General features: G+C 65.5%; 15 protein-coding genes. 3 read left to right on the forward strand and 12 right to left on the reverse strand.

Features of this window, described 5'->3' with window-relative positions:
* Nucleotides 1–384 precede the first annotated feature (384 nt).
* The gene (pnuC, locus tag E3T27_RS10615) at nt 385–1,050 is read right to left on the reverse strand and encodes a nicotinamide riboside transporter PnuC (RefSeq protein WP_104198247.1); all 666 of its coding nucleotides are present in this window, start codon (nt 1,048–1,050) and stop codon (nt 385–387) included.
* 163 nt (nt 1,051–1,213) lie between these two features.
* Complete coding sequence (locus E3T27_RS10620) at nt 1,214–2,047, reverse strand: aldo/keto reductase (protein WP_134572667.1); 834 nt, start codon at nt 2,045–2,047, stop codon at nt 1,214–1,216.
* Nucleotides 2,048–2,148: 101 nt separating this feature from the next.
* Here E3T27_RS10620 and hrpA point away from each other — a divergent pair, with 101 nt between their 5' ends.
* Nucleotides 2,149–6,246, forward strand: a complete 4,098-nt coding sequence (gene hrpA / locus E3T27_RS16995; RefSeq protein ID WP_241992217.1) for an ATP-dependent RNA helicase HrpA — start codon at nt 2,149–2,151, stop codon at nt 6,244–6,246.
* A 101-nt stretch (nt 6,247–6,347) separates the two neighbouring features.
* Here hrpA and E3T27_RS10635 read toward each other — a convergent pair whose 3' ends face one another.
* From E3T27_RS10635 to E3T27_RS10670, 8 genes are all read right to left on the reverse strand, one after another.
* On the reverse strand, nt 6,348–7,115 hold the full coding sequence (locus E3T27_RS10635) for an amino acid ABC transporter ATP-binding protein (RefSeq protein ID WP_104198249.1): 768 nt from the start codon (nt 7,113–7,115) through the stop codon (nt 6,348–6,350).
* The gene (locus tag E3T27_RS10640; protein WP_369831173.1) at nt 7,115–8,098 is read right to left on the reverse strand and encodes an amino acid ABC transporter permease; all 984 of its coding nucleotides are present in this window, start codon (nt 8,096–8,098) and stop codon (nt 7,115–7,117) included. The genes E3T27_RS10635 and E3T27_RS10640 overlap by 1 nt, the downstream gene beginning before the upstream one ends.
* Before the next feature lie 21 nt (nt 8,099–8,119).
* The gene (locus E3T27_RS10645; protein ID WP_134572669.1) at nt 8,120–9,013 is read right to left on the reverse strand and encodes an ABC transporter substrate-binding protein; all 894 of its coding nucleotides are present in this window, start codon (nt 9,011–9,013) and stop codon (nt 8,120–8,122) included.
* Nucleotides 9,014–9,287: 274 nt separating this feature from the next.
* On the reverse strand, nt 9,288–10,289 hold the full coding sequence (locus tag E3T27_RS10650; RefSeq protein ID WP_134572671.1) for an iron-siderophore ABC transporter substrate-binding protein: 1,002 nt from the start codon (nt 10,287–10,289) through the stop codon (nt 9,288–9,290).
* Between the two features lie 62 nt (nt 10,290–10,351).
* Complete coding sequence (locus tag E3T27_RS10655; protein WP_104198253.1) at nt 10,352–11,206, reverse strand: ABC transporter ATP-binding protein; 855 nt, start codon at nt 11,204–11,206, stop codon at nt 10,352–10,354.
* Complete coding sequence (locus E3T27_RS10660) at nt 11,206–12,261, reverse strand: FecCD family ABC transporter permease (RefSeq protein ID WP_134573016.1); 1,056 nt, start codon at nt 12,259–12,261, stop codon at nt 11,206–11,208. The genes E3T27_RS10655 and E3T27_RS10660 overlap by 1 nt, the downstream gene beginning before the upstream one ends.
* Entirely contained in the window at nt 12,261–13,313 is a 1,053-nt protein-coding gene (locus tag E3T27_RS10665; protein WP_134572673.1) for a FecCD family ABC transporter permease, read from the reverse strand. Before E3T27_RS10665 ends, E3T27_RS10660 begins: the two co-directional genes overlap by 1 nt.
* Nucleotides 13,310–14,287 (reverse strand): siderophore-interacting protein, encoded by a 978-nt coding sequence (locus E3T27_RS10670; RefSeq protein WP_134572675.1) that lies wholly within the window; start codon nt 14,285–14,287, stop codon nt 13,310–13,312. Before E3T27_RS10670 ends, E3T27_RS10665 begins: the two co-directional genes overlap by 4 nt.
* Nucleotides 14,288–14,437: 150 nt before the next feature.
* On the opposite strand from E3T27_RS10670, the gene E3T27_RS10675 reads away from it, so the two are divergent.
* On the forward strand, nt 14,438–15,646 hold the full coding sequence (locus E3T27_RS10675; RefSeq protein ID WP_134572677.1) for an MFS transporter: 1,209 nt from the start codon (nt 14,438–14,440) through the stop codon (nt 15,644–15,646).
* 23 nt (nt 15,647–15,669) lie between these two features.
* Entirely contained in the window at nt 15,670–16,485 is an 816-nt protein-coding gene (locus E3T27_RS10680) for an aldo/keto reductase (protein ID WP_134545867.1), read from the forward strand.
* Between the two features lie 412 nt (nt 16,486–16,897).
* Here E3T27_RS10680 and E3T27_RS10685 read toward each other — a convergent pair whose 3' ends face one another.
* Together E3T27_RS10685 and E3T27_RS10690 are read right to left on the reverse strand one after the other, a co-directional pair.
* A complete protein-coding gene (locus E3T27_RS10685) occupies nt 16,898–17,884 on the reverse strand; it encodes an aldo/keto reductase (protein WP_134572679.1) in 987 nt (328 codons plus the stop codon).
* A 46-nt stretch (nt 17,885–17,930) separates the two neighbouring features.
* A complete protein-coding gene (locus tag E3T27_RS10690; RefSeq protein WP_134572680.1) occupies nt 17,931–18,833 on the reverse strand; it encodes a hypothetical protein in 903 nt (300 codons plus the stop codon).
* Between the last annotated feature and the right edge of the window lie 302 nt (nt 18,834–19,135).

Raw genomic sequence — 19,135 nt, forward strand, 5'->3', positions numbered from 1 at the left:
GTGCTCCGACCGCGCAAATTAGGGTACCCGCGCTCGGTCGCTACCTCAGCAAACGTGACGATAAATTAGCACACTGTAGCGAAAAATATTCTGGTGATGAATCAGAAATCTAATCATGTGCTCGCACAATAAACCGTCGGACAATTTCATCTAGAAAAAATCGACATGAAATGTTTATTTGACAATCAAAACTTTGTTCGGGCAGGCTATCCCCGGATGCTTCGTGGTTCTCGTGTGGATTGGAGAAAGAGCGTCGAAATGGCGCGAGCGTGGCAACGACCCAGGAGACCCTGCAAGTGATGCGGGAGGGTATTACCGCCCAACGCGACGTTACAGAACAGTTGCGACTGATTGAGAGCCGGCTCAAGGCAATGGAGAAGACGCTCAACGACGTAGCGTAAGCGCTTGGGCGCGGCGATGCACCCGCACCCAGACGATGAACCCGATGACGGTGAACGCCCCGTAGAACAGGTACAGCACGGCGGAGGCGTAGTAGCCGGCGCTGATCAATAGCGGCACCCCGACGATGTCGACGGCCACCCAGATGAGCCAGAATTCGGTCCAGCCCTTGGCCATACCGTAGGTCGCCAGCAGGGAGCCGGTGAAGATCCAGGCATCCGCCCAGACCGGCTCGAAGGAGCCGAGCGCGCGAAAGATCGGGGTGAGCACCAGCGTGCCAGCGACGAGGCCGAGACCCAGCAGAACACGCGTGCGATTGCTGGCCCAGTGTGGCACGACGGCCACTTGAACCGCGGAGTCGCGGCTGCGGCGCCACTGCACCCAACCAAAGATCGACACAACGATGAACATGATCTGGCGGCCAGCCTGCCCGAGCAGGTTCACCGGGTTGGGTGTACCGAAAACGGCGCCGAGGAACACGGTGAACAGCAGCGCATTGCCGATAATGCCAACCGGCCAGGCCCAGATCTTGCGACGCATGCCGCCGACCGCGCTCGCGATTCCGAACGCATTGCCGACGACCTCGCGCCAGAGAATGGTCTGGGTACCGATCTGCAACTGGGCGTCGAACAGCCATTCAATCGGATTCATGGGATCTTTCTGCCTATCGGCGCAGACGCGCGCACCCGCGCCTCATAAAAAACGCAACGCATCCCAATGTACGCCGCTGGCGGGTCGAATCCGGCCGGGCACACGGCCGTGGCCCCACCGACCATGAGTCGGCGGGGCCACGGCCTCACATGCATGCTGCGTGCTAGTTAACCTCGTTGGGGTGCGCCGAGACGCGGCCGGCGCGCTCCAGGGCGGAGATCATGGCGACCTCGGTGTGGGTGAGTTCGAAGTCGAAGACGTTGAAGTTCTCGGTCATGCGCTCCACCCGGTTCGACTTGGGGAACAGAATGTTGCCGACCTGCAGGTGCCAACGAATGACGACCTGTGCGGGCGACTTGCCGTGCGCGTCGGCAGCATCCGCTACTACTTGTTCCTCGAACAGTGGGTACTTGCCCTGGCCGAGCGGGCCCCACGCTTCGATTTTGATGCCATTCTCGCGGGCGAAAGCGGTGACTTCTGGCTGCTGGTGCGCCGGGTGCAGCTCGATCTGGTTGATGGCCGGCACGATGCTCGTCTCATGCAGCAGGCGGTCAAGGTGTGGCACCAGAAAGTTCGAGACGCCGATGGAGCGGGCCCGGCCGGACTCCTGAATCTTCTCGAGAGCTCTCCAGCTCTCGACGAATTTGTCGTTGGCCGGGGCCGGCCAGTGGATCAGGTAGAGGTCGACGTAATCGAGGCCGAGCTTCTCGAGACTCTCCTCGAACGCATCGAAGGCCGACTGGGTGCCCTGACGGTCGTTCCAGAGCTTGGTGGTGATGAACAGCTCGGAGCGGTCGATGTGGGAGGAAGCGAGGGCCTTGCCCACGCCCTCCTCGTTGCCGTAGACGGCGGCGGTGTCGATGTGGCGGTAGCCGACCGAGAGCGCGTCGGCCACGATGCGGGTGGTTTCGTCGGGTTCGACCTTGAACACGCCGAAACCGAGCTGCGGAATCGTGTGGCCGTCGTTGAGGGTGATGGTGGGAACAGATTTCGTCATCCCAGCAGCCTATTGGCTGGTGTTCTGCATCAACCCCCGTGAACACCTAATGTTCACTCACCGCGAAAGCAGCGATGCAGCCGACGTAATATTAAGTCTTCATGGAAACGCTGAATATCACCTTCCCGCCCGAACTGCCGGTCAGCCAGCGTCGGGACGACATCGCCCGCGCGATTCGCGATAACCAGGTCGTGATCGTCGCCGGGTCGACCGGGTCGGGCAAGACCACTCAGTTGCCCAAGATCTGTCTGGAGCTCGGCCGCAAGAACATCGGCCACACCCAGCCGCGCCGGCTCGCCGCGCGCACCATCGCCGAACGGATCGCCGAGGAGCTCGGGCAGGAAGTCGGGCAACTGGTCGGCTACCAGGTGCGGTTCACCGACAAGGTCGGCGCCGACACCCGCATCAAGTTGATGACCGACGGCATCCTCTTGAATGAGATTCACCGCGACCGCATGTTACGCAAGTACGACACGATCATCATTGACGAAGCGCACGAACGCAGCCTCAACATCGACTTTCTACTCGGCTACCTGCGGCAGTTGCTGCCCAAACGCCCCGATCTCAAGCTCATCATCACCTCGGCCACCATCGACCCGGCCAGTTTCGCGAAGCACTTCGCCGCCGCCAACGGTACCCCGGCACCGGTCGTCGAAGTGTCTGGACGCACCTTTCCGGTCGAAATTCGCTACCGACCACTCGTCGCCGAGCCGGCAATCGACGACGATGACGACACGACCGACTCCGCTCCCCCGGTTGACCGCGACTACATCGAGGGCATCACCGCGGCTCTTGACGAGCTTGAACGGGAGTCGAACGGCGACGTTCTCGTCTTTCTTTCCGGCGAGACCGAGATTCGCGACGCTGCCGACGCGCTGCAGGGCAAGTACGCCTCCTCGGCCAGCCGTAACCCGACTGAGGTGTTGCCGCTTTACGGCCGCCTGTCGTCGGCCGACCAGCATCGGGTGTTCCAGCCGTCGACCGTGGCGGGGGTGAAACGACGCATCGTGCTCGCGACCAACGTGGCCGAAACCAGCCTGACCGTGCCGGGCATCCGCTATGTCATCGACGCGGGAACCGCGCGCATCAGCCGCTACAGCGTGCGCTCCAAGGTGCAACGACTACCGATCGAAGCGATCTCACAGGCCTCCGGTAACCAACGCAGCGGCCGCAGCGGGCGCACCAGCGACGGCATCGCGATTCGGCTGTACTCCGAAGAAGACTATATGCGCCGCCCGGAATATACCGAGCCCGAGATTTTGCGCACGAACCTCGCCGCCGTCATTTTGCAGATGATCTCGCTCGGCCTCGGCGACATCGCCTCGTTCCCGTTCCTGACTCCGCCGGACAGCCGCAATATCAAGGACGGCCTTGACCTGCTCGCCGAACTCGGCGCCATCGAGGCCGCGGGCACCGGGCGCACCAAGAGCGGTCGCGGCGCTGCCCGCGGTGAAACGGATGCCGCGGCGCCGGCCGTCACCACCGGCCCGGCCACCCCGCGCCTCACCCGTATCGGCCAGCAACTCGCGCAACTGCCGATCGACCCGCGCTTTGGCCGCATGGTGATCGAATCGAAGACGCAGGGCACCAGCCGGGAGGTCATGGCGATCGTGGCCGGACTCACCATCCAGGACCCGCGGGAGCGCCCGCTCGAGCGTCGCGCCCAGGCTGACCAGTTCCATGCCCGGTTCGCCGACCCCACGAGCGACTTTCTCAGCCTGCTCAACCTCTGGAACTACCTCGAGAAGCAGCAGTCCGAACTGGGTTCGAGTGCCTTTCGACGCCTGTGCAAGAACGAATACCTCAACTACCTGCGCGTGCGCGAGTGGCAGGACGTGCTGCGGCAGTTGCGCCAGCTGGCCAAGCCGCTCGGCCTGCACCTCGGTGAGCCGAGCGCGAACCCCGACGGCGTCCACCGTTCGCTGCTCGCTGGGCTGCTCTCGCACATCGGCCTGAAAGACGTCGCGAAGAAGGACTACGTCGGCGCTCGAGCGCAGCGCTTTGTGCTCTTTCCCGGATCGACCCTGGCCAAGAAACAGCCGAACGCGGTCATGAGCGCCGAACTGGTCGAGACCAGCCGGCTGTTCGCCCGCATGAACGCGGTCGTCGATCCAGCCTGGGCGGAACCGCTTGCCGGCAACCTGTGCAAGCGCAGCTACTCCGAACCGCACTGGGAGATGAAGCAGGGCGCCGCCGTGGTCTACGAACGAGTGACGCTGTACGGCGTGCCGATCGTGGCGCGCCGTCGGGTGCAGTTCTCGCGGATCGACGCGGCCTACGCCCGCGAGCTGTTCATTCGGCACGCGCTGGTCGCCGGGGAGTGGGACCGTGCCTCGGGGCCGCAATCGCCTGCGGCGGAGAAGGAAGCGGATCGCGGCGGTCGCGGGCCGTCGCGCAACGAACGCGTCGGCATCTCGGTCGATGGCGGCACAGCGTCGAGTGGGCGCGGTTCCGGCCGATCAGACGGCGCGCCCGCCGTCGGCTCGAGCGCGAGCCGTGGCGGACGGCCCGGCCAAACGGGAGACCCCGGCATGTGGGCGTTTGAACGCGCAAATGCACGGCTGCGGGAGGAACTGGCCGAGCTGGAGGAACGCACCCGGCGCCGGGACATCCTCTTTGATGACGAAGCCGTCTTCGACTTCTACCAGCGTCGTATTCCAGCCGAGGTGTCATCGACCAAGAGCTTCGAGGGCTGGTGGCGTACGGCCAGGTTCGACACCCCCGACCTGCTCACGATGACCGCCGACGCCCTCGTGGCCGAGGACTCCCCCGAAATCGATGAGGGACTCTTTCCGCCGAGCTGGCAGCAGGGCGACCAGCGCCTGAACCTTGGTTACCGCTTCGAGCCCGGCGAAGAAGATGACGGAGTGACCGTGCGTATTCCGCTCGCGTTACTGGCCCGCCTGTCACCGAACGGTTTCGACTGGCAGGTGCCCGGCCTTCGCGCCGAACTCGTGACGGCCATGATCAAGTCGCTGCCGAAAAGTATCCGGCGTAATGTCGTCCCCGCTGCCGACTGGGCCGCGCGGCTGCTGGGCGAACTGCCCGGCGAGCCCGGCATCGTCGAGGCCTTGCCGACAGCGGTGCCCGAAGCATCGTTCGCCGAGACGCTCGCGGCACTGATTCAGAAACTCACCTACGTGCCGGTCAGCATGCGCGATTTCGAGCTCGACCGACTTCCCGCGCACCTGCGCATGACCTTCGTCGTCACCGACGAGCGCGGTCGCACGGTCGCCGCCGACAAGGACCTCGCCGACCTGCAACGCCGGCTTGGCACCCGGGTGCGCGAGAGCGTCGCGAAGGCGACGAGCGCCGCTGCGCCGAGCAACGCGATCGAGCGCGGCGGCCTCACGACCTGGGACCTCGGTGAACTCCCCCGCTTTCTGGACACCAAGCAGGGTAACAATACGATTCGCGGGTATCCGACGCTCGTCGATGATGGGGCATCCGTTTCTATTCGCATGATGAGCACCGAGCTGGAGCAGGCCCGCGCTCTGCCCCGCGGCGTGCGCCGGCTGCTGCTGCTCGCGACGCCGTCACCCGCCGCGTACGTACAGCAGCACCTCACCGCCGCCGAAAAGCTCAGCCTCGCGACGAGCCCATACAAAACCACGCAGGCCCTGTTTGAGGATTGCCTGGCCGCCGCGGTCGACGACGTATTGTTTCGGGTGCGCCCCGACGGCCAGGTGTTCATGAAGGCGGAGTTCGACACCATCCGTGACCGGGTGTCCGGGGTGGTGATGGATTCCATGTTCGAAACGGTCGGATTGGTCGCCCGCATCCTCACCGCGCAGCGCCTGGCTGATAAGGCGCTCAAGGCCGCAACCAGCATGGCGCTGCTGCCGGGAATCAGCGATGCCCGCCAGCAGCTCACCGCCCTGGTCTATCCCGGCTTCGTCAGCGAAACCGGTCTCGCCCAGCTGCGCCACCTGCCGCGCTACCTCGGTGGCATCAGCGCCCGGGTACCCAAACTCGTCGACAACCCGAGCCGCGACCGGGTCTGGATGAACGAAACCCAGGCGGCCACCACCCGGTTCGAGAACGCTGGCGGTACCATGCCGCTCCAAGCGGATGCCGCGGCATCCGTTCTGCGCGCCCGCTGGCTGATCGAGGAGCTGCGCATCAGCCTGTTCGCGCAGGAGCTCAGGGCTGCGGAGCCCGTCTCGCTGCAGCGCATTCAGAAGGCGCTCACCGGATAGTTCGCGCTCCAGGCCCACCTTATGAACCCGGGCCCAGTCTATAAACTGGGCCCGGGGACGGGGCCCGGGCCCCGTCCGGTGGTGCGGGTGCGGGTGCGGGGCTAGAGCACCTTGGAAAGGAAGGCCTGGGTGCGGTGGTGCTGCGGGTTGGCGAGCACCTCGGTGGGCACGCCGCTCTCGACGACGACTCCGCCGTCCATGAAGACCAGCGAATCGGCGACCTCGCGGGCGAAACCCATCTCGTGGGTGACCACGATCATGGTCATGCCGTCGCGGGCCAGGCCCTGCATGACGTCGAGCACCTCGCCGACGAGCTCGGGGTCGAGCGCGCTGGTGGGCTCGTCGAACAGCATGAGCTTGGGCTCCATCGCCAGGGCGCGGGCGATCGCGACCCGCTGCTGCTGGCCGCCGGAGAGGTGCGCCGGGTAGTAGTCAGCGCGTTCGGCGAGACCGACCCGTGCCAGTAGAGCCCGGGCGTTGGCCTCGACCCCGGCCTTCGACAGGCCCTTGACCCGGATGGGTGCCTCCATCACGTTCTCCAGAGCGGTCATGTGTGGAAACAGGTTGAACCGCTGGAACACCATGCCGATGTCCCGGCGCTGCCGGGCCGCTTCCCTCGGGTGCATCTCGTAGAGCTTGTCATTGGTCTCGCGGTAGCCGATGAGCTCTCCGTCGACGCTGAGCCGCCCGGACGAGACGACTTCGAGATGGTTGATGCACCGCAGAAAGGTGGACTTGCCCGAACCGCTGGGGCCGACCAGGCACATGACCTCGCCGCGCTTGACCTCGAGCGAGATGCTCTTGAGCACCTCGTTGGAGCCGAAGCTCTTGGAGACGCGGTCGGCGACGACCATGGGAGTGTCGAGCATCAGCGATCTCCCTGGGGCGGGTCGGTGGGGGGCAGCACCACGGTGGGTTGGCCGCTGCCGACGACCGGGGTGGCCCCCGTGAGCGACGCGGCCGCGTCATCCGCTTTCTTGTCTGGGCGACGGTCGCCAATACCGCGGGCGAACCGCTTTTCGAGGAAGTACTGGCCGACCATGAGAATAGACGTGAAGAACAGGTACCAGATCGACGCGACGATGAGCATCGGCACTGTTTCGAAGGTCACTGCGGCGATGTCGCGGGAACGTGTGTAGAGCTCGAGGGTGAACGGAATGGCCGTCACCAGCGAGGTGGTCTTGAGCATCGAGATGACCTCGTTGCCGGCCGGCGGAATGATCACTCGCATCGACTGGGGAACGATGATGCGCACCATGGTCTGGAACCAGCTCATACCGAGCGCGGTCGCCGCTTCTTCCTGCCCGCTGTCGACCGAGAGCAGGCCGGCGCGCACAATCTCGGCCATATAGGCCGCCTCGTTCAGGGCCAGTCCCACGATGGCGAGAATGAACGCGCTCAGCGCGACGCGGGTCGGAAAAGACACCCACGGTTCGGTGAAGGGCAACCCGATGTCGATGGTCTGGTAGATCGTACCGATCAGGCCCCAGAATGCGAGTTGAACGTACACCGGGGTACCACGGAAGATCCAGAGATAGACCCAGGCGATACTGCTGACGACCGTGTTGGGTGAGAGCCGCATGATGGCGAGGGTCACTCCGAGGATGATCGCGATGACCATGGAGTAGACCGTCAGTTGCAGGGTAATGAACGCCGCCTGCGAGATGCGCTGGTCGAACAGGTACTTGCCGACCGCCGGCCAGTCGTAGGCCGGGCGCATCGCCGCATCGGCGACGAACAGCGCAACGATGAGCAGTAACACGACCGCGAAGATGTTGCGCCATGGGTGGCGCAGGCGGATGGCCTTGATACCGGGCTCGGTCTCGACGCCGGTCTCGGTCATGTGAGTCATGATGTGGGTCGCTTACTCTTTCTAGCCTTTGGAGGCGACGTTGATCGTGATGGTGTCGATGCCACCATCGGCGACACCCCACGCGTCGAGGATCTTGCCGTAGGAGCCGTCATCGACCATGGACTGCAGGGCGGCCTGCACGGCCGCCGTCAGCTCGGATCCCTTGTCGACGGTGATTCCGTACGGCGCCGTGTCGAAGCTCTCGCCGGCGGGCTCCAGCTCGCCGTCGGCCTTGCTGATGGCGTAGAGAGTGACCGGCGAGTCGGCGCTGAGGGCATCGGCCTTGCCGAGCACGACCGCATTGGTCGCTTCGTCCTGGGAGCCGTAGGGCAGCACGTCGATGGGCTCCTTGCCGGCGGCGACGCAGGCCGCGTTCTTGGCGGGCAGCTCGTCGGTCTCTTCAACCGTGTTGTCCTGCACGGCGACGGTCAGACCGCAGGCATTGTCGGGGTCGACGGTGTTGCCAACGGGCGCGGCCCAAAGAATTCCGGCGTTGTAGTAGTTGACGAAGTCAACCTGTTTCTCGCGCTCGAGGTTGTCGGTGAAGGAGGATTCGCCAATGTCGACGGTGCCACCGGTGATGCTCGGGATGATGGTGTCGAACGACGCGATCTGATACTTGGTGGTGAGGCCGAGCTTGGCGGCGATGCCGTCGGCGAGCTCGATACCCCAGCCGATCGGTGCACCGGACGGGTCCTTGAACTCGTTCGGCGGGTAGGCCGCGTCCGTTCCGACGACGAGTACCCCTGCACTTTTGATGTCCGCGGGGAGCAGCGCGACCGCGGCGGGATCCGCTTCAATGGTGCTTGCAGCATCGGGCGTCGTCGTGGCTGCAGGAGTGGAGTTGTCGACACAGCCGGTCAGCAGCACTACGGCGACGGCAGCGAATGCTGGAATAAAATATCGTGCGCGCATGGCACTTCCTTCTCTAGATGGTCGAAAATGCGCGAGTTCGCCGATGAACCCACACGCGGGTAAGACCTATCGAGCTTAGTGCACGCGCGGCGCGGCAAATTCGAGCGTTTACCCCACGGTGAAATTTTGACGAGCGGATGCGGCGGATCTATCGCACGAAACGTGCCCCACCGCAGACCGAACATTTTGTACACGCCGCCGGGTCGCTGGTCGAAGCCGAGGCCAACGGATGCCACAGCAAGCCGGCGCTGCGGCATCCGTTTCGAAAACAGTCCTACTCGACTGCGGCTGCGAGCAGCGCGACGTAGTCTTTTAGGCCCCAGGACAACGACAGACCCGTGGGAGGGGAGACCGAGGCGATGAAGGCCGCGCCGACCGGGGATGCGACCGTGCCGGCCTGCACCTGCGGCATGGCCTGCGCGTAGCTCGCGGCAAGGAACGCGTCGGATTCCTCCGGGGTGGAACCGAAGTTCACCAGCAGGTCGCTGCCGAGCTGGTCGAGCTGTTCGTAGCTGAGCGTGTAATAGAAGCTCGCCTCGTCGGTTGCGAGCTCATCGACGGCGGGCGCGCTGACGAAGCCGAGGTCGAGGGTGAAATCGACGCGCGGGTCGTGCTTCTTGTAGACGTAGAAGGTGCCGGCGCTGTCACTCGTGAGGGCGATGGTCTTGCCGGCGAATTCGGGGTGCGCGGCGGCCTGGTCAGCGATTTCGGTGTCGATCGATGCGAGCAGGGCGGTTGCTTCGTCGGTCTTGCCGAGCGCAGTTCCGGTGATCTCGATCAGATCGCGCCACGGGGTGGCCCAGGCGTCGCCCGGGTAGGCGACAACGGGGGCGATCTTGCTGAGCAGGTCATATTCCTGCTCGGTGATGCCGGAGTAGGCGGCGAGAATCACATCGGGGGCTGCTGCTGCGATGTCTTCATAGGGCGGCTCCTGAGTATCGGGCAGCACGAGGGGCATCTTTTCACCCTGGAGAGCCTCGCCGATCCACGGCAGCACGCCGTTCTCGTCGCCACCGTAGCTCTGGAACGGGATAGCCACCGGGATCACGCCGAGCGCGATCGCGTCGTCGGCGCTGCCCCATCCCCAGGCCACCACGCGGGCGGGCTGCGAGTCGATCGTGGTTTCACCGAAGGCATGCTCGATGGTGACGGGAAAGCTGCCGGATGCCGCGGCGTCGACAGGGGCAGCCGTATCGTTGGCGGCCGTGCAACCACTCAGGCCCAGGGCAAGGATGCTCGCTGCGGCAACAAGCGTGACGGTCAGGCGTCGGGACACGAATTTCTCCAGTCGTCAGGAGCGGGCGACAGAGTGCCCCGCCAATATAAGGTTAGCCTAACCTAATTTCTGATGTGCTGACGCTGAAGAGCAGGGACGTTCAGCCTCGGTGAGCCCGGCGGAACAAGTCCGTGGAACCGGCCGATCGGCACGACCATGGGCGCACCGCAGACCGGGTCGGACACAATCGTGGCGTCGAGGTCGAAGGCGTTGCGCACGATGTCGGCGTTGAGCGTCTCGGCGGGCGTTCCGTTGGCCACGATACGTCCGGCGCACATGACGACGAGGTGGTCGGCGTAGCGGGCGGCCAGGTTGAGGTCGTGCAGCACCATCACGACGGTCGTGCCGCGCTCACGGTTGCGCTCGAGCAGAAGGTCGAGCACCTCGATCTGGTGGGTCACGTCGAGAAACGTGGTCGGTTCGTCGAGCAGCAGAATCTCGGGGTCCTGCGCGAGCGCCATGGCGATCCAGACGCGCTGGCGCTGTCCGCCGGAGAGGTCTTCGAGGCGGCGCGCGGCGAGTTCGTGAGTGTTGGTGGCGGCCATTGCAGCGGCGACGATCGCGTCGTCGGTGCTCGACCACTGCCGAAACCACCCCTGGTGCGGGTAGCGGCCGCGGCTGATGAGGTCTGCCACGGTGATGCCGTCAGGTGCGATGGGCTGTTGCGGCAGCAGGCCCACGACGGTCGCGACCTTCTTTGCGGGGAGCGCGGCGATGTTGCGCCCGCCCAGGGTGACCTGGCCGGTATCCGGTTTCAGCAGGCGCGCGAGACCTTTGAGCAGGGTGGATTTGCCCGAGGCGTTGGCTCCGACGATGACCGTGACAGCACCTTGAACGATTTCAAGGTCGAGGTTTTCAATGATGGGTGTGTGGTCATAGCCGAGACTGACATTCTCGGCGCGCAGTAGGTGGGTCATCAGGCGCTCTTTCCGGTTGTGTTGCTGGTGGCGAGCAGCCAGAGCAGGTACGGGGCGCCGATGGCTCCCGTGATGATTCCGGCTGGTAGTTCGAGCTGCCCGGGCAGCAGGTGTTGGGCGGTGAAGTCGGCGACGGTCGTGATGAGCGCTCCGATAAGCGCCGTGGGGATCAGGGCCAGACCGCCGGTGCCGAGCAGGCGCCGGGCGATCGGTGCCGCCACGAACGCCACGAAGGCAAGCGGTCCGACAGCTGCGGTCGCCGTCGCGGCGAGCGCGACAGCGACCACGAGCAGCACGAGCCTGGTGTGTTCGGCACCAACGCCGAGGCTCGTGGCGAGGTCATCGCCGAGTTGCAGTACGCGCAGGCGGCCGCTCAGAATACGAATGACGGGCAGCAGCGCGAGTAGCACGACGGCCACGACCGCGATGTCGTGCCATCCGGCGCCGCTGACGCTGCCGACCAACCAGAGCAGGGCGCCCTGGGCGTCGTTGAGATCGGCGCGGGACAATAAGTAGCCGAGCAGGCCCTGCACCATGAACGCGACGCCAACGCCGATGAGCACGAAGCGGTAGCCGACCACGCCGCCGCGGCGCGCCAGCAGGTAGATGGCGCAGGCAACGATGATGGCGCCGGCAAACGCAGCGAGGGAGGTGGCGACGCTTCCGAAACCGAGGATGAGCATGCCGAACACCGCGGCGGCGCTCGCTCCCCCGGTGACCCCGATGATGTCGGGGCTCGCGAGCGGATTGCGCAGCACGGTCTGGAACAACGCTCCGGAGACCGCGAACGCTACCCCGACCAGCACGGCGAGGGTCAGCCGGGGTAAGCGCAGCGAGAGCACGATGAAGTTCTCGCTCTGGGTGCCCTGACCGGTGAGGGTGCGCAGTAGGTCGGGCACGCTCAGCGAGTACGCGCCGACCGCCAGGCTGAGGGCGGCCACGAGAACGAGGGCACCGAGCAACGCGAGCACGAGCCGCCGCTCGCGCCTGCTCTGCCGGGCGCGCGCGTAGCTGAGGGGCGCGACATCCGTTTGTATTTTACTGCGGGTGGTCATCACAGACCGGCCAGCTTCACACGGCGCACCAGGGCGATTAGTACCGGTGCCCCCAGGAACGCGACGACGAGGCCGGCCTCGATCTCCCCCGGCTGGGCGATGATGCGGCCGAGTACGTCCGCCGTGACGAGCAGGGTGGGCCCGAAGAAAGCGGAGAACGCGATGATGAGCCGGTAGTCGGGGCCGGTGATCCAGCGGGCCACGTGCGGCACGGCGAGGCCGACGAACACGATCGGACCGGCCATCGCGGTCGCCGAGCCACACAGCAGAACGATCGCGACGGCGCAGACGATGCGGGCAGTGACCAGATTCTGGCCGAGACCACGGGCGAGATCGTCGCCGAGAGCGAGGGTATTGAGCATGCGGGCCGCCACGATGGCGAGAATCGTCCCCACCAGGATGAACGGGGCCAACGGCAGGGCGACGTCGAGGCCGCGGGCGACGAGTGAGCCGGCCGCCCAGAATCGGTAGCGGTCGAAAGCCTCGGAGTCGGCCATTAGCACGATCGTGATGAGCGAGGTGAACGCTGCCGTCAGCGCGGTTCCGGCGAGGGCGAGCTTCACCGGCGTCGCGCCTTCACGGCCGAGCGATCCGATCAGGTACACGATCGTTGCCGCAACGGCGGCGCCGGCGAAGGCGAACCAGACGTAGCCGAGCGAGGACGTCACGCCGAACCAGGCGATGCCGGCAACGACGAACAGGGAGGCTCCGGCATTGACGCCGAGTAGGCCGGGGTCGGCGAGCGGGTTGCGGGTGACGCCCTGCATGAGGGCGCCGGCCAGGCCGAGGGCGAGGCCGGCCAGTAGGCCCACGACCGTGCGCGGCACGCGCAGGTCGAGGATGACGGTGTGGTCGGTCAGGGTGCGGTTCGGGTTGAACAGCGCGCTCCACACGGTGCCCGGGGAGATCTCGCGGGTGCCGACAAGGAGTGACGCGGCGATGCTGAGCCCCAGCAGCACGAGGGCCATGATGAAGCCGATGACGACGCGACGCGGGTGAACGCGGGCCGGCGCCGGTGCAGCGGGTGCAGGTCGTTCGAGAGCCAGGGTCATTGAGCTGCGGACCGGCCCAGCCGCCAGTAACCCATGAAAGCCACCCGTGAACGGTCGATGCCGGTCTCGCTCACCAGAAAACGTCGAAGCACTTTGATCATGCCGGATTCGCCTGCAAGCCAGGCGTAGAAACCGGTGCCGCTCCCGTTGTTCGGTGATTCCCAGAGCGGGTCGCAGTCCACGTCGACGTCGGCGAGCGGCTGCGCGTGTGCGGCGACCGCCAGATTGATGAGCGCGCCGTTGTCGGCGACCCAGTCGCGCACGGCTTCATCCAGGCGTTCTCCATGCGGCGCTTTGTCGCGGGCCAGCCACGTGATCTCGCAACCGGTCGGTAACACGAGGGGGAGAGCATCCGCTTCGACAGGCACTTCGATGAAGGCGCGGGCACGACGGCCAGCGGGCAGGCTCTCGAGGATGCTGCAGATAGCGGGGGCGGCCGATTCATCACCGGCCAGCAGCAGGTCGGTCGCGTGGGCCGGGTGCCAGTCGAGGCCGATCGCACGCTCCGGGCTGCGTTCGTCGGGGCCGACGATGACAACGTCACTCCCGATGGACACAGCCTGCAGCCAGCGCGCGGCCGGCCCGAGGGCGCCGTGTCCGGAGTGGGTCACGAAATCCACATCGATTTCGCGCTGTTCGGGGCGCGCTGCTCGAATCGTGTAGGTGCGAAGGGGGTTACGTTCGGCGTCGGGCAACGCACGCCAGCGGTCATACCAGGTGCCGTCGGCGCCGGCGCGATCATCATCTGCGCCGATATCACAGAGGCCGCAGCCGGGCAGCGGCAACACTATTTTGATGCGCTGGTCGAGCCCTGCAGTGCCGAAAGTATCGAACTGCGCACCGAAAAACGTCACCCGGGTGAAATGATCACTCAGCGAGCGGATGCCGACCACGGTGCCCCGGTAGGGCCCGTAAGCCGGGCGGTCAGTGACCGCCCGGGCTCCCAAGCCGGTCCGAATCGGTAAGGTAAGCATTACCTAAGTATGGCATGCCTTGCCTTACAGTGGGCTTTGCATAAGGACCCAGCATGGCCACCCGTCTCCCCCGGTTTCACTGCCCCGGTCTGATCGCCCCAGTTGCGACGCCCCGGTTTTCGACGCGCACGACTCTAGACTGAAATCATTGTGAAAAGTTACTGGACGCTCCTGCGCACACCCGGCGTGTCCCGCCTGATCGGCGCGCAGCTGACGGCCCGTTTTCCGTTCGGCATGCTCTCGCTCGCGTTTCTCATTCACATCGAGCACATCTTTGATTCCTACGGCGCTGCCGGGCTGGTTCTCGGGGCAATGAGCATCGGTCAGGCCATCGCGGGCCCCCTCACCAGCCGTCTGATGGGACAGCTCGGCATGCGCCCGGTGATCATCGCGACCATGTTCATCTGCGCGGTGTCGATCGTCGTCATGGCGCTGGTTCCGCTGTCGGTGCTGAGCCTCATGCTCATCGGATTCGTGGCCGGCCTGTCAACGCCGCCGATTCAGCCGGCCGTGCGCACCATTTATCCCAAAATCGTCAACTCTCGCCAGCTCACCCCGCTGTTCTCACTCGACGCCTCGGCACAGGAGATCATCTGGGTACTCGGCCCCGTCATCGCGACCTTCGTGGCGCTGCAGGTTTCGACGACCGCGGGCATCCTGCTCGCCGCATTCTTTCTGGTCGCGGGCGGAATCTGGTTCGTCTCCCTTCCGGAGGTGGGGCGGGTGCGCATTCCGCGCAGCCGCCGCAAGCTCGGTGTGGTGCTGAAGAAGCCCGCAGTGCTGCTCAGCACTATCGTCGGGTTCACCCTCGTAGCCGCCTGCGCCGCCGTCGAAGCCGGAGTGGTCGCGGTGTTCGGGCACGGCAGCGCCGACGCTGGCTGGGTGCTGGGCATCTTCGCCATCGGCTCCCTGATCGGCGGGCTCGCGCTCGGCCATTCCCCGATCGGACCGTGGGCACTGGCCGCCCGCATGCTGATCGTCACGATCGGACTCGCCCTGGCGAGCCTCTGGCTCACCTTCTGGTGGCTGTCCCTGGCCTTGCTCGTGGCCGGGGTCGGCATCGCTCCCGCCTTCGCGGTCTTGTTCGGCATCGTCTCGGCGAGCGTGAAGTTCAGCGACACCGCCGAAGCCTACGGCTGGGTCGGTACCGGCCAGCTGATCGGCGCCGCTATGGGATCGGCCATCGCGGGCTTTTCCATCGACCACTCCGGACCGGTCTCCGCGATCTATGTCGCAGCGGGCTTCGCCGCCCTCGGCTGCATCATTCCCGCACTCGGTCGCCGCTGGCACCCCGACCTGCGCGGCCGGGATATCAGCCCCATCCCCGACACCGAGCCCATTCAGGTGCAGGTTTCCTAGCCCAGTTCTCCTAGCATGAAGGCATGAACTCACTCACCCTCAACGACGGCCACCTGATTCCCCAGCTCGGTCTCGGGGTGTACAAGGTAGCGGATGACCTGGCCGCCGAGACCGTGCAGGTCGCGCTCGACGCCGGGTACCGTCACGTCGACACCGCCGCGCTCTACGAGAACGAGGTCGGCGTCGGGCAGGGACTCACGCGTTCCGGCGTGCCTCGGGAAGACGTATTCGTGACGACCAAGGTCTGGAATGACCGCCACGGCTACGCCGAAACCCTGAAAGCCTTCGACGAGAGCCTCGCCAAGCTGGGCCTGGACTACGTCGACCTATACCTGATCCACTGGCCGGCCCCGAAGCAGAACCGCTATGTCGACACCTATCGCGCCCTCGAAGCGATCCGCGCCACGGGCCGGGCCCGCTCGATCGGCGTTTCCAATTTTCACCCGCACCACCTCGACCGGCTCCTGGCCGAGACCGAGGTCGTGCCCGTGCTCAACCAAGTGGAGTTGCACCCGTGGTTGCCGCAAACCAAGGTGCGCGTGTACGACGCGGCCCGCGGCATCCGTACCGAAGCGTGGTCACCCCTGGCCCGAGGGCGCGCGATCGGCAACCCGATCCTCGACGCGATCGGCGCCAGGCACGGCAAGTCGGCGGCGCAGATCGTGATCGCCTGGCACCTGTCGCTCGGCAACATTGTCATTCCCAAGTCGGTCACACCGGCCCGCATTCGCGCCAACATTGACGTGTTCGACATTGTGCTCGACCCGCAGGACCTTGCCGCGATTGCGGCACTCGACAGCGGCGAGCGCACCGGTAAGGACCCCGACGACCTCGACTGAGCGGCCGCGGGCCGAGCCCGGAACCGCGGGAGGTGGTCGCAGGGCCGACCGCTCATCGATCCATGTTGCAACGGGCATCGAACCAGTGACGGGGTTCCCGGTCTGCACAACGGGCCCCAGCCAAACGAGATACACAATGAATCAAAACCCGTAGACGGACCGTACTCCGTTCAGAGTGGATTGCAAGGTTTGGTCATCACGGCTAGTGGTTCTCCCGCCGCTCTGCCGAATCACGTCATGCGCGGCGACTGCAGCCATGATCCTGCCGGTGGCCCACCAGCTGACTCCGCGGCCTGCGAGCTGCGTGCCTGCAGGTGCGATCGATCCGCAGCCGGCCTGTCGACAGCCGCCGCGACTCTGACGCATTGGAGTGACCAGCTGATCCCGGGCCTCAACCCGGGGCCGGTCGCATTCACCAGCGCGGGTGAATCTGCTCCCGCAGGAGCCGGTCGTAGATGTCCTGAACGCCCTCGTTGAAGGCGACGCCGAGCGGCTCGGCCATACCGGCCGCGGCATTGGCCTGCGCTTGCGCGACCGAGCGGGCTCCCGGGATGACGGCGCTCACGCCGTCGATCTGGGCGACCCAGGCCAGTGCGGCCTGCGCCGGGGTGAGGCCAGCCGGAGCCAGGGCAGCGAATTCGGTGGCGGCCTGCAGGCCGACCTCGAAGTCGACGCCGGAGAAGGTCTCACCGACGTCGAAGTGGCTGCCGTCGCGGTTGTAATTGCGGTGGTCGCTGTCGGCGAACACGGTCTCGCGGGAATATTTGCCGGTCAGCAGCCCGCTGGCCAGCGGAACCCGGGCGATGATACCGACTCCGGCGGCACGCGCAGCCGGCAGCACCTCGTCGAGCGGCTTGAGCCGAAAAGCGTTCAGGATGATCTGCACCGTGGCGACGCCCGGGCGGCTGATCGCGGCGAGGGCCTGGTCGCAGGTCTCCACGCTCACACCATAATTTTTGATGACGCCCTCGCCAACGAGGGTGTCGAGCGCGTCGTAGACCTCACCGGATTCAAAGACCGCGCCTGGCGGGCAGTGCAGTTGCACGAGGTCGAGGGTGTCCATGCCGAGGTTGGTCCGCGACCGGTCGGTCCACTCGCGAAAATTGGCCAGCACGAAATTCTCCGGCAGCTGCTCGACCCGGCGACCCATTTTGGTGGCGACGGTGATTTCAGCACCGGAAGCGTCATTCGCAAGAAACTGCCCGATCAAACGCTCGCTGCGGCCGTCACCGTAGACATCCGCTGTGTCGAAGAAGGTGATTCCGGCATCAACGGATGCCGCGAGCACAGCAACCCCATCGGCGTCAGTCACGGCGCCCCAGTCACCCCCGAGCTGCCAGGTGCCGAGGCCCATGACAGAAACGGTGCGGCCGGTTCTTCCGAGAGTGCGTGTTTGCATGCCCCCAGCTTAGGCACAGGCGCCCCGTTTTGTGACGGCGGCGAAGCTACGGGCGCCACCCTCGCGACCGCAGCGCCGCATCAACGGCATCACGCACCCATTCCTTCGACGACCCCTTCCGCACCGTGATCACCAGCCAGCCCGCCTCACGCAGATCGTGCAGGCGTTCGGCATCGCGGTTGTACTGCACGTCGTCGGTGCGGTGCTGCTCCCCGTCGTATTCCACCAAAACCTTATAGCGAAAGTAGACGAGGTCGCCGCGCACGCGTCGCTTACCGAGCGGCAGTGGAATATCCATGTTTGTTTCCGGTTCAGGAAACTCACACATCAGAAGAAACAGGCGCAGGAAAGTTTCCCGCCTGGATTCAACGCGAGGCCGAATCAGTGCCTCAGCCGCGCGCAATCGCAGGGCGCCCCGATGCCCCGCGTACTGCGCAACCCGCGCGGCGATCTCCACGGCCGTCGCAAGTCCAAGCTCGGCGCGCAGTAGATGATCTCCAGCGGCCACCAGATCGTTCAATTCCAGAACGGATGCCAACTGGCACCACGCCGAAATCGGCGCGAGCACCGGAATCCCGCCGACGGTGCCCACTCCAGGAAGATTCGCCACATGATGTCCGATGACGCCCGCTGCTCGCGGAGCCCGATCCGGGTCCACCACTGTTACGTGGATACGCAGGTCAGCCTCGAGTCCTGCTGGCAGAGGTACCCCGTACAGGCGGGCAGCAGTGGCATGGCTGAAAAAGGCGCCTGCAGGCATCCGTTGTTGAAATGCCCGGCAACGGTCTTGCAGGTTCTGAACGCTGCCACCCGCAACGCAGATTCCCCAGAACGGATGATCAACATCGCGCGACCGTAGGCGCTTAGCCGAGATGGCCGCTGCCAGCGCCTCGGCACAGGTGAACGCTCCGGACTCGAAGCCGGGAGGGAGGGAAGTTTGGATATGCATGGCCTGACAGTGCCACGGTCGGCGGCCGGCCCGGCAGTTATCCACAGGGTTGCAGGCAGTCCTCTGCGATCTCGCCCGGCAACCTCGCGTGAGCCACGCGAGATGCCACCTTTAGCCCCATGAGCACTGCCCGACCCAGGCGAGATGCCACCTTTAGCCCCATGAGCACTGCCCGACCCAGGCGAGATGCCACCTTTAGCCCCATGAAAGCTCACCATGGGGCCAAAAGTGGCACCTCACCAAGATCAAGGGGCCAGAGATGGCACCTCGCGCCACCACTGGTGCGCGAGAGGGCGCCGGGC

The sequence above is a fragment of the Cryobacterium lyxosi genome, from assembly GCF_004403345.1.
In the GTDB taxonomy this organism is placed as follows: Bacteria; Actinomycetota; Actinomycetes; order Actinomycetales; family Microbacteriaceae; genus Cryobacterium; species Cryobacterium lyxosi.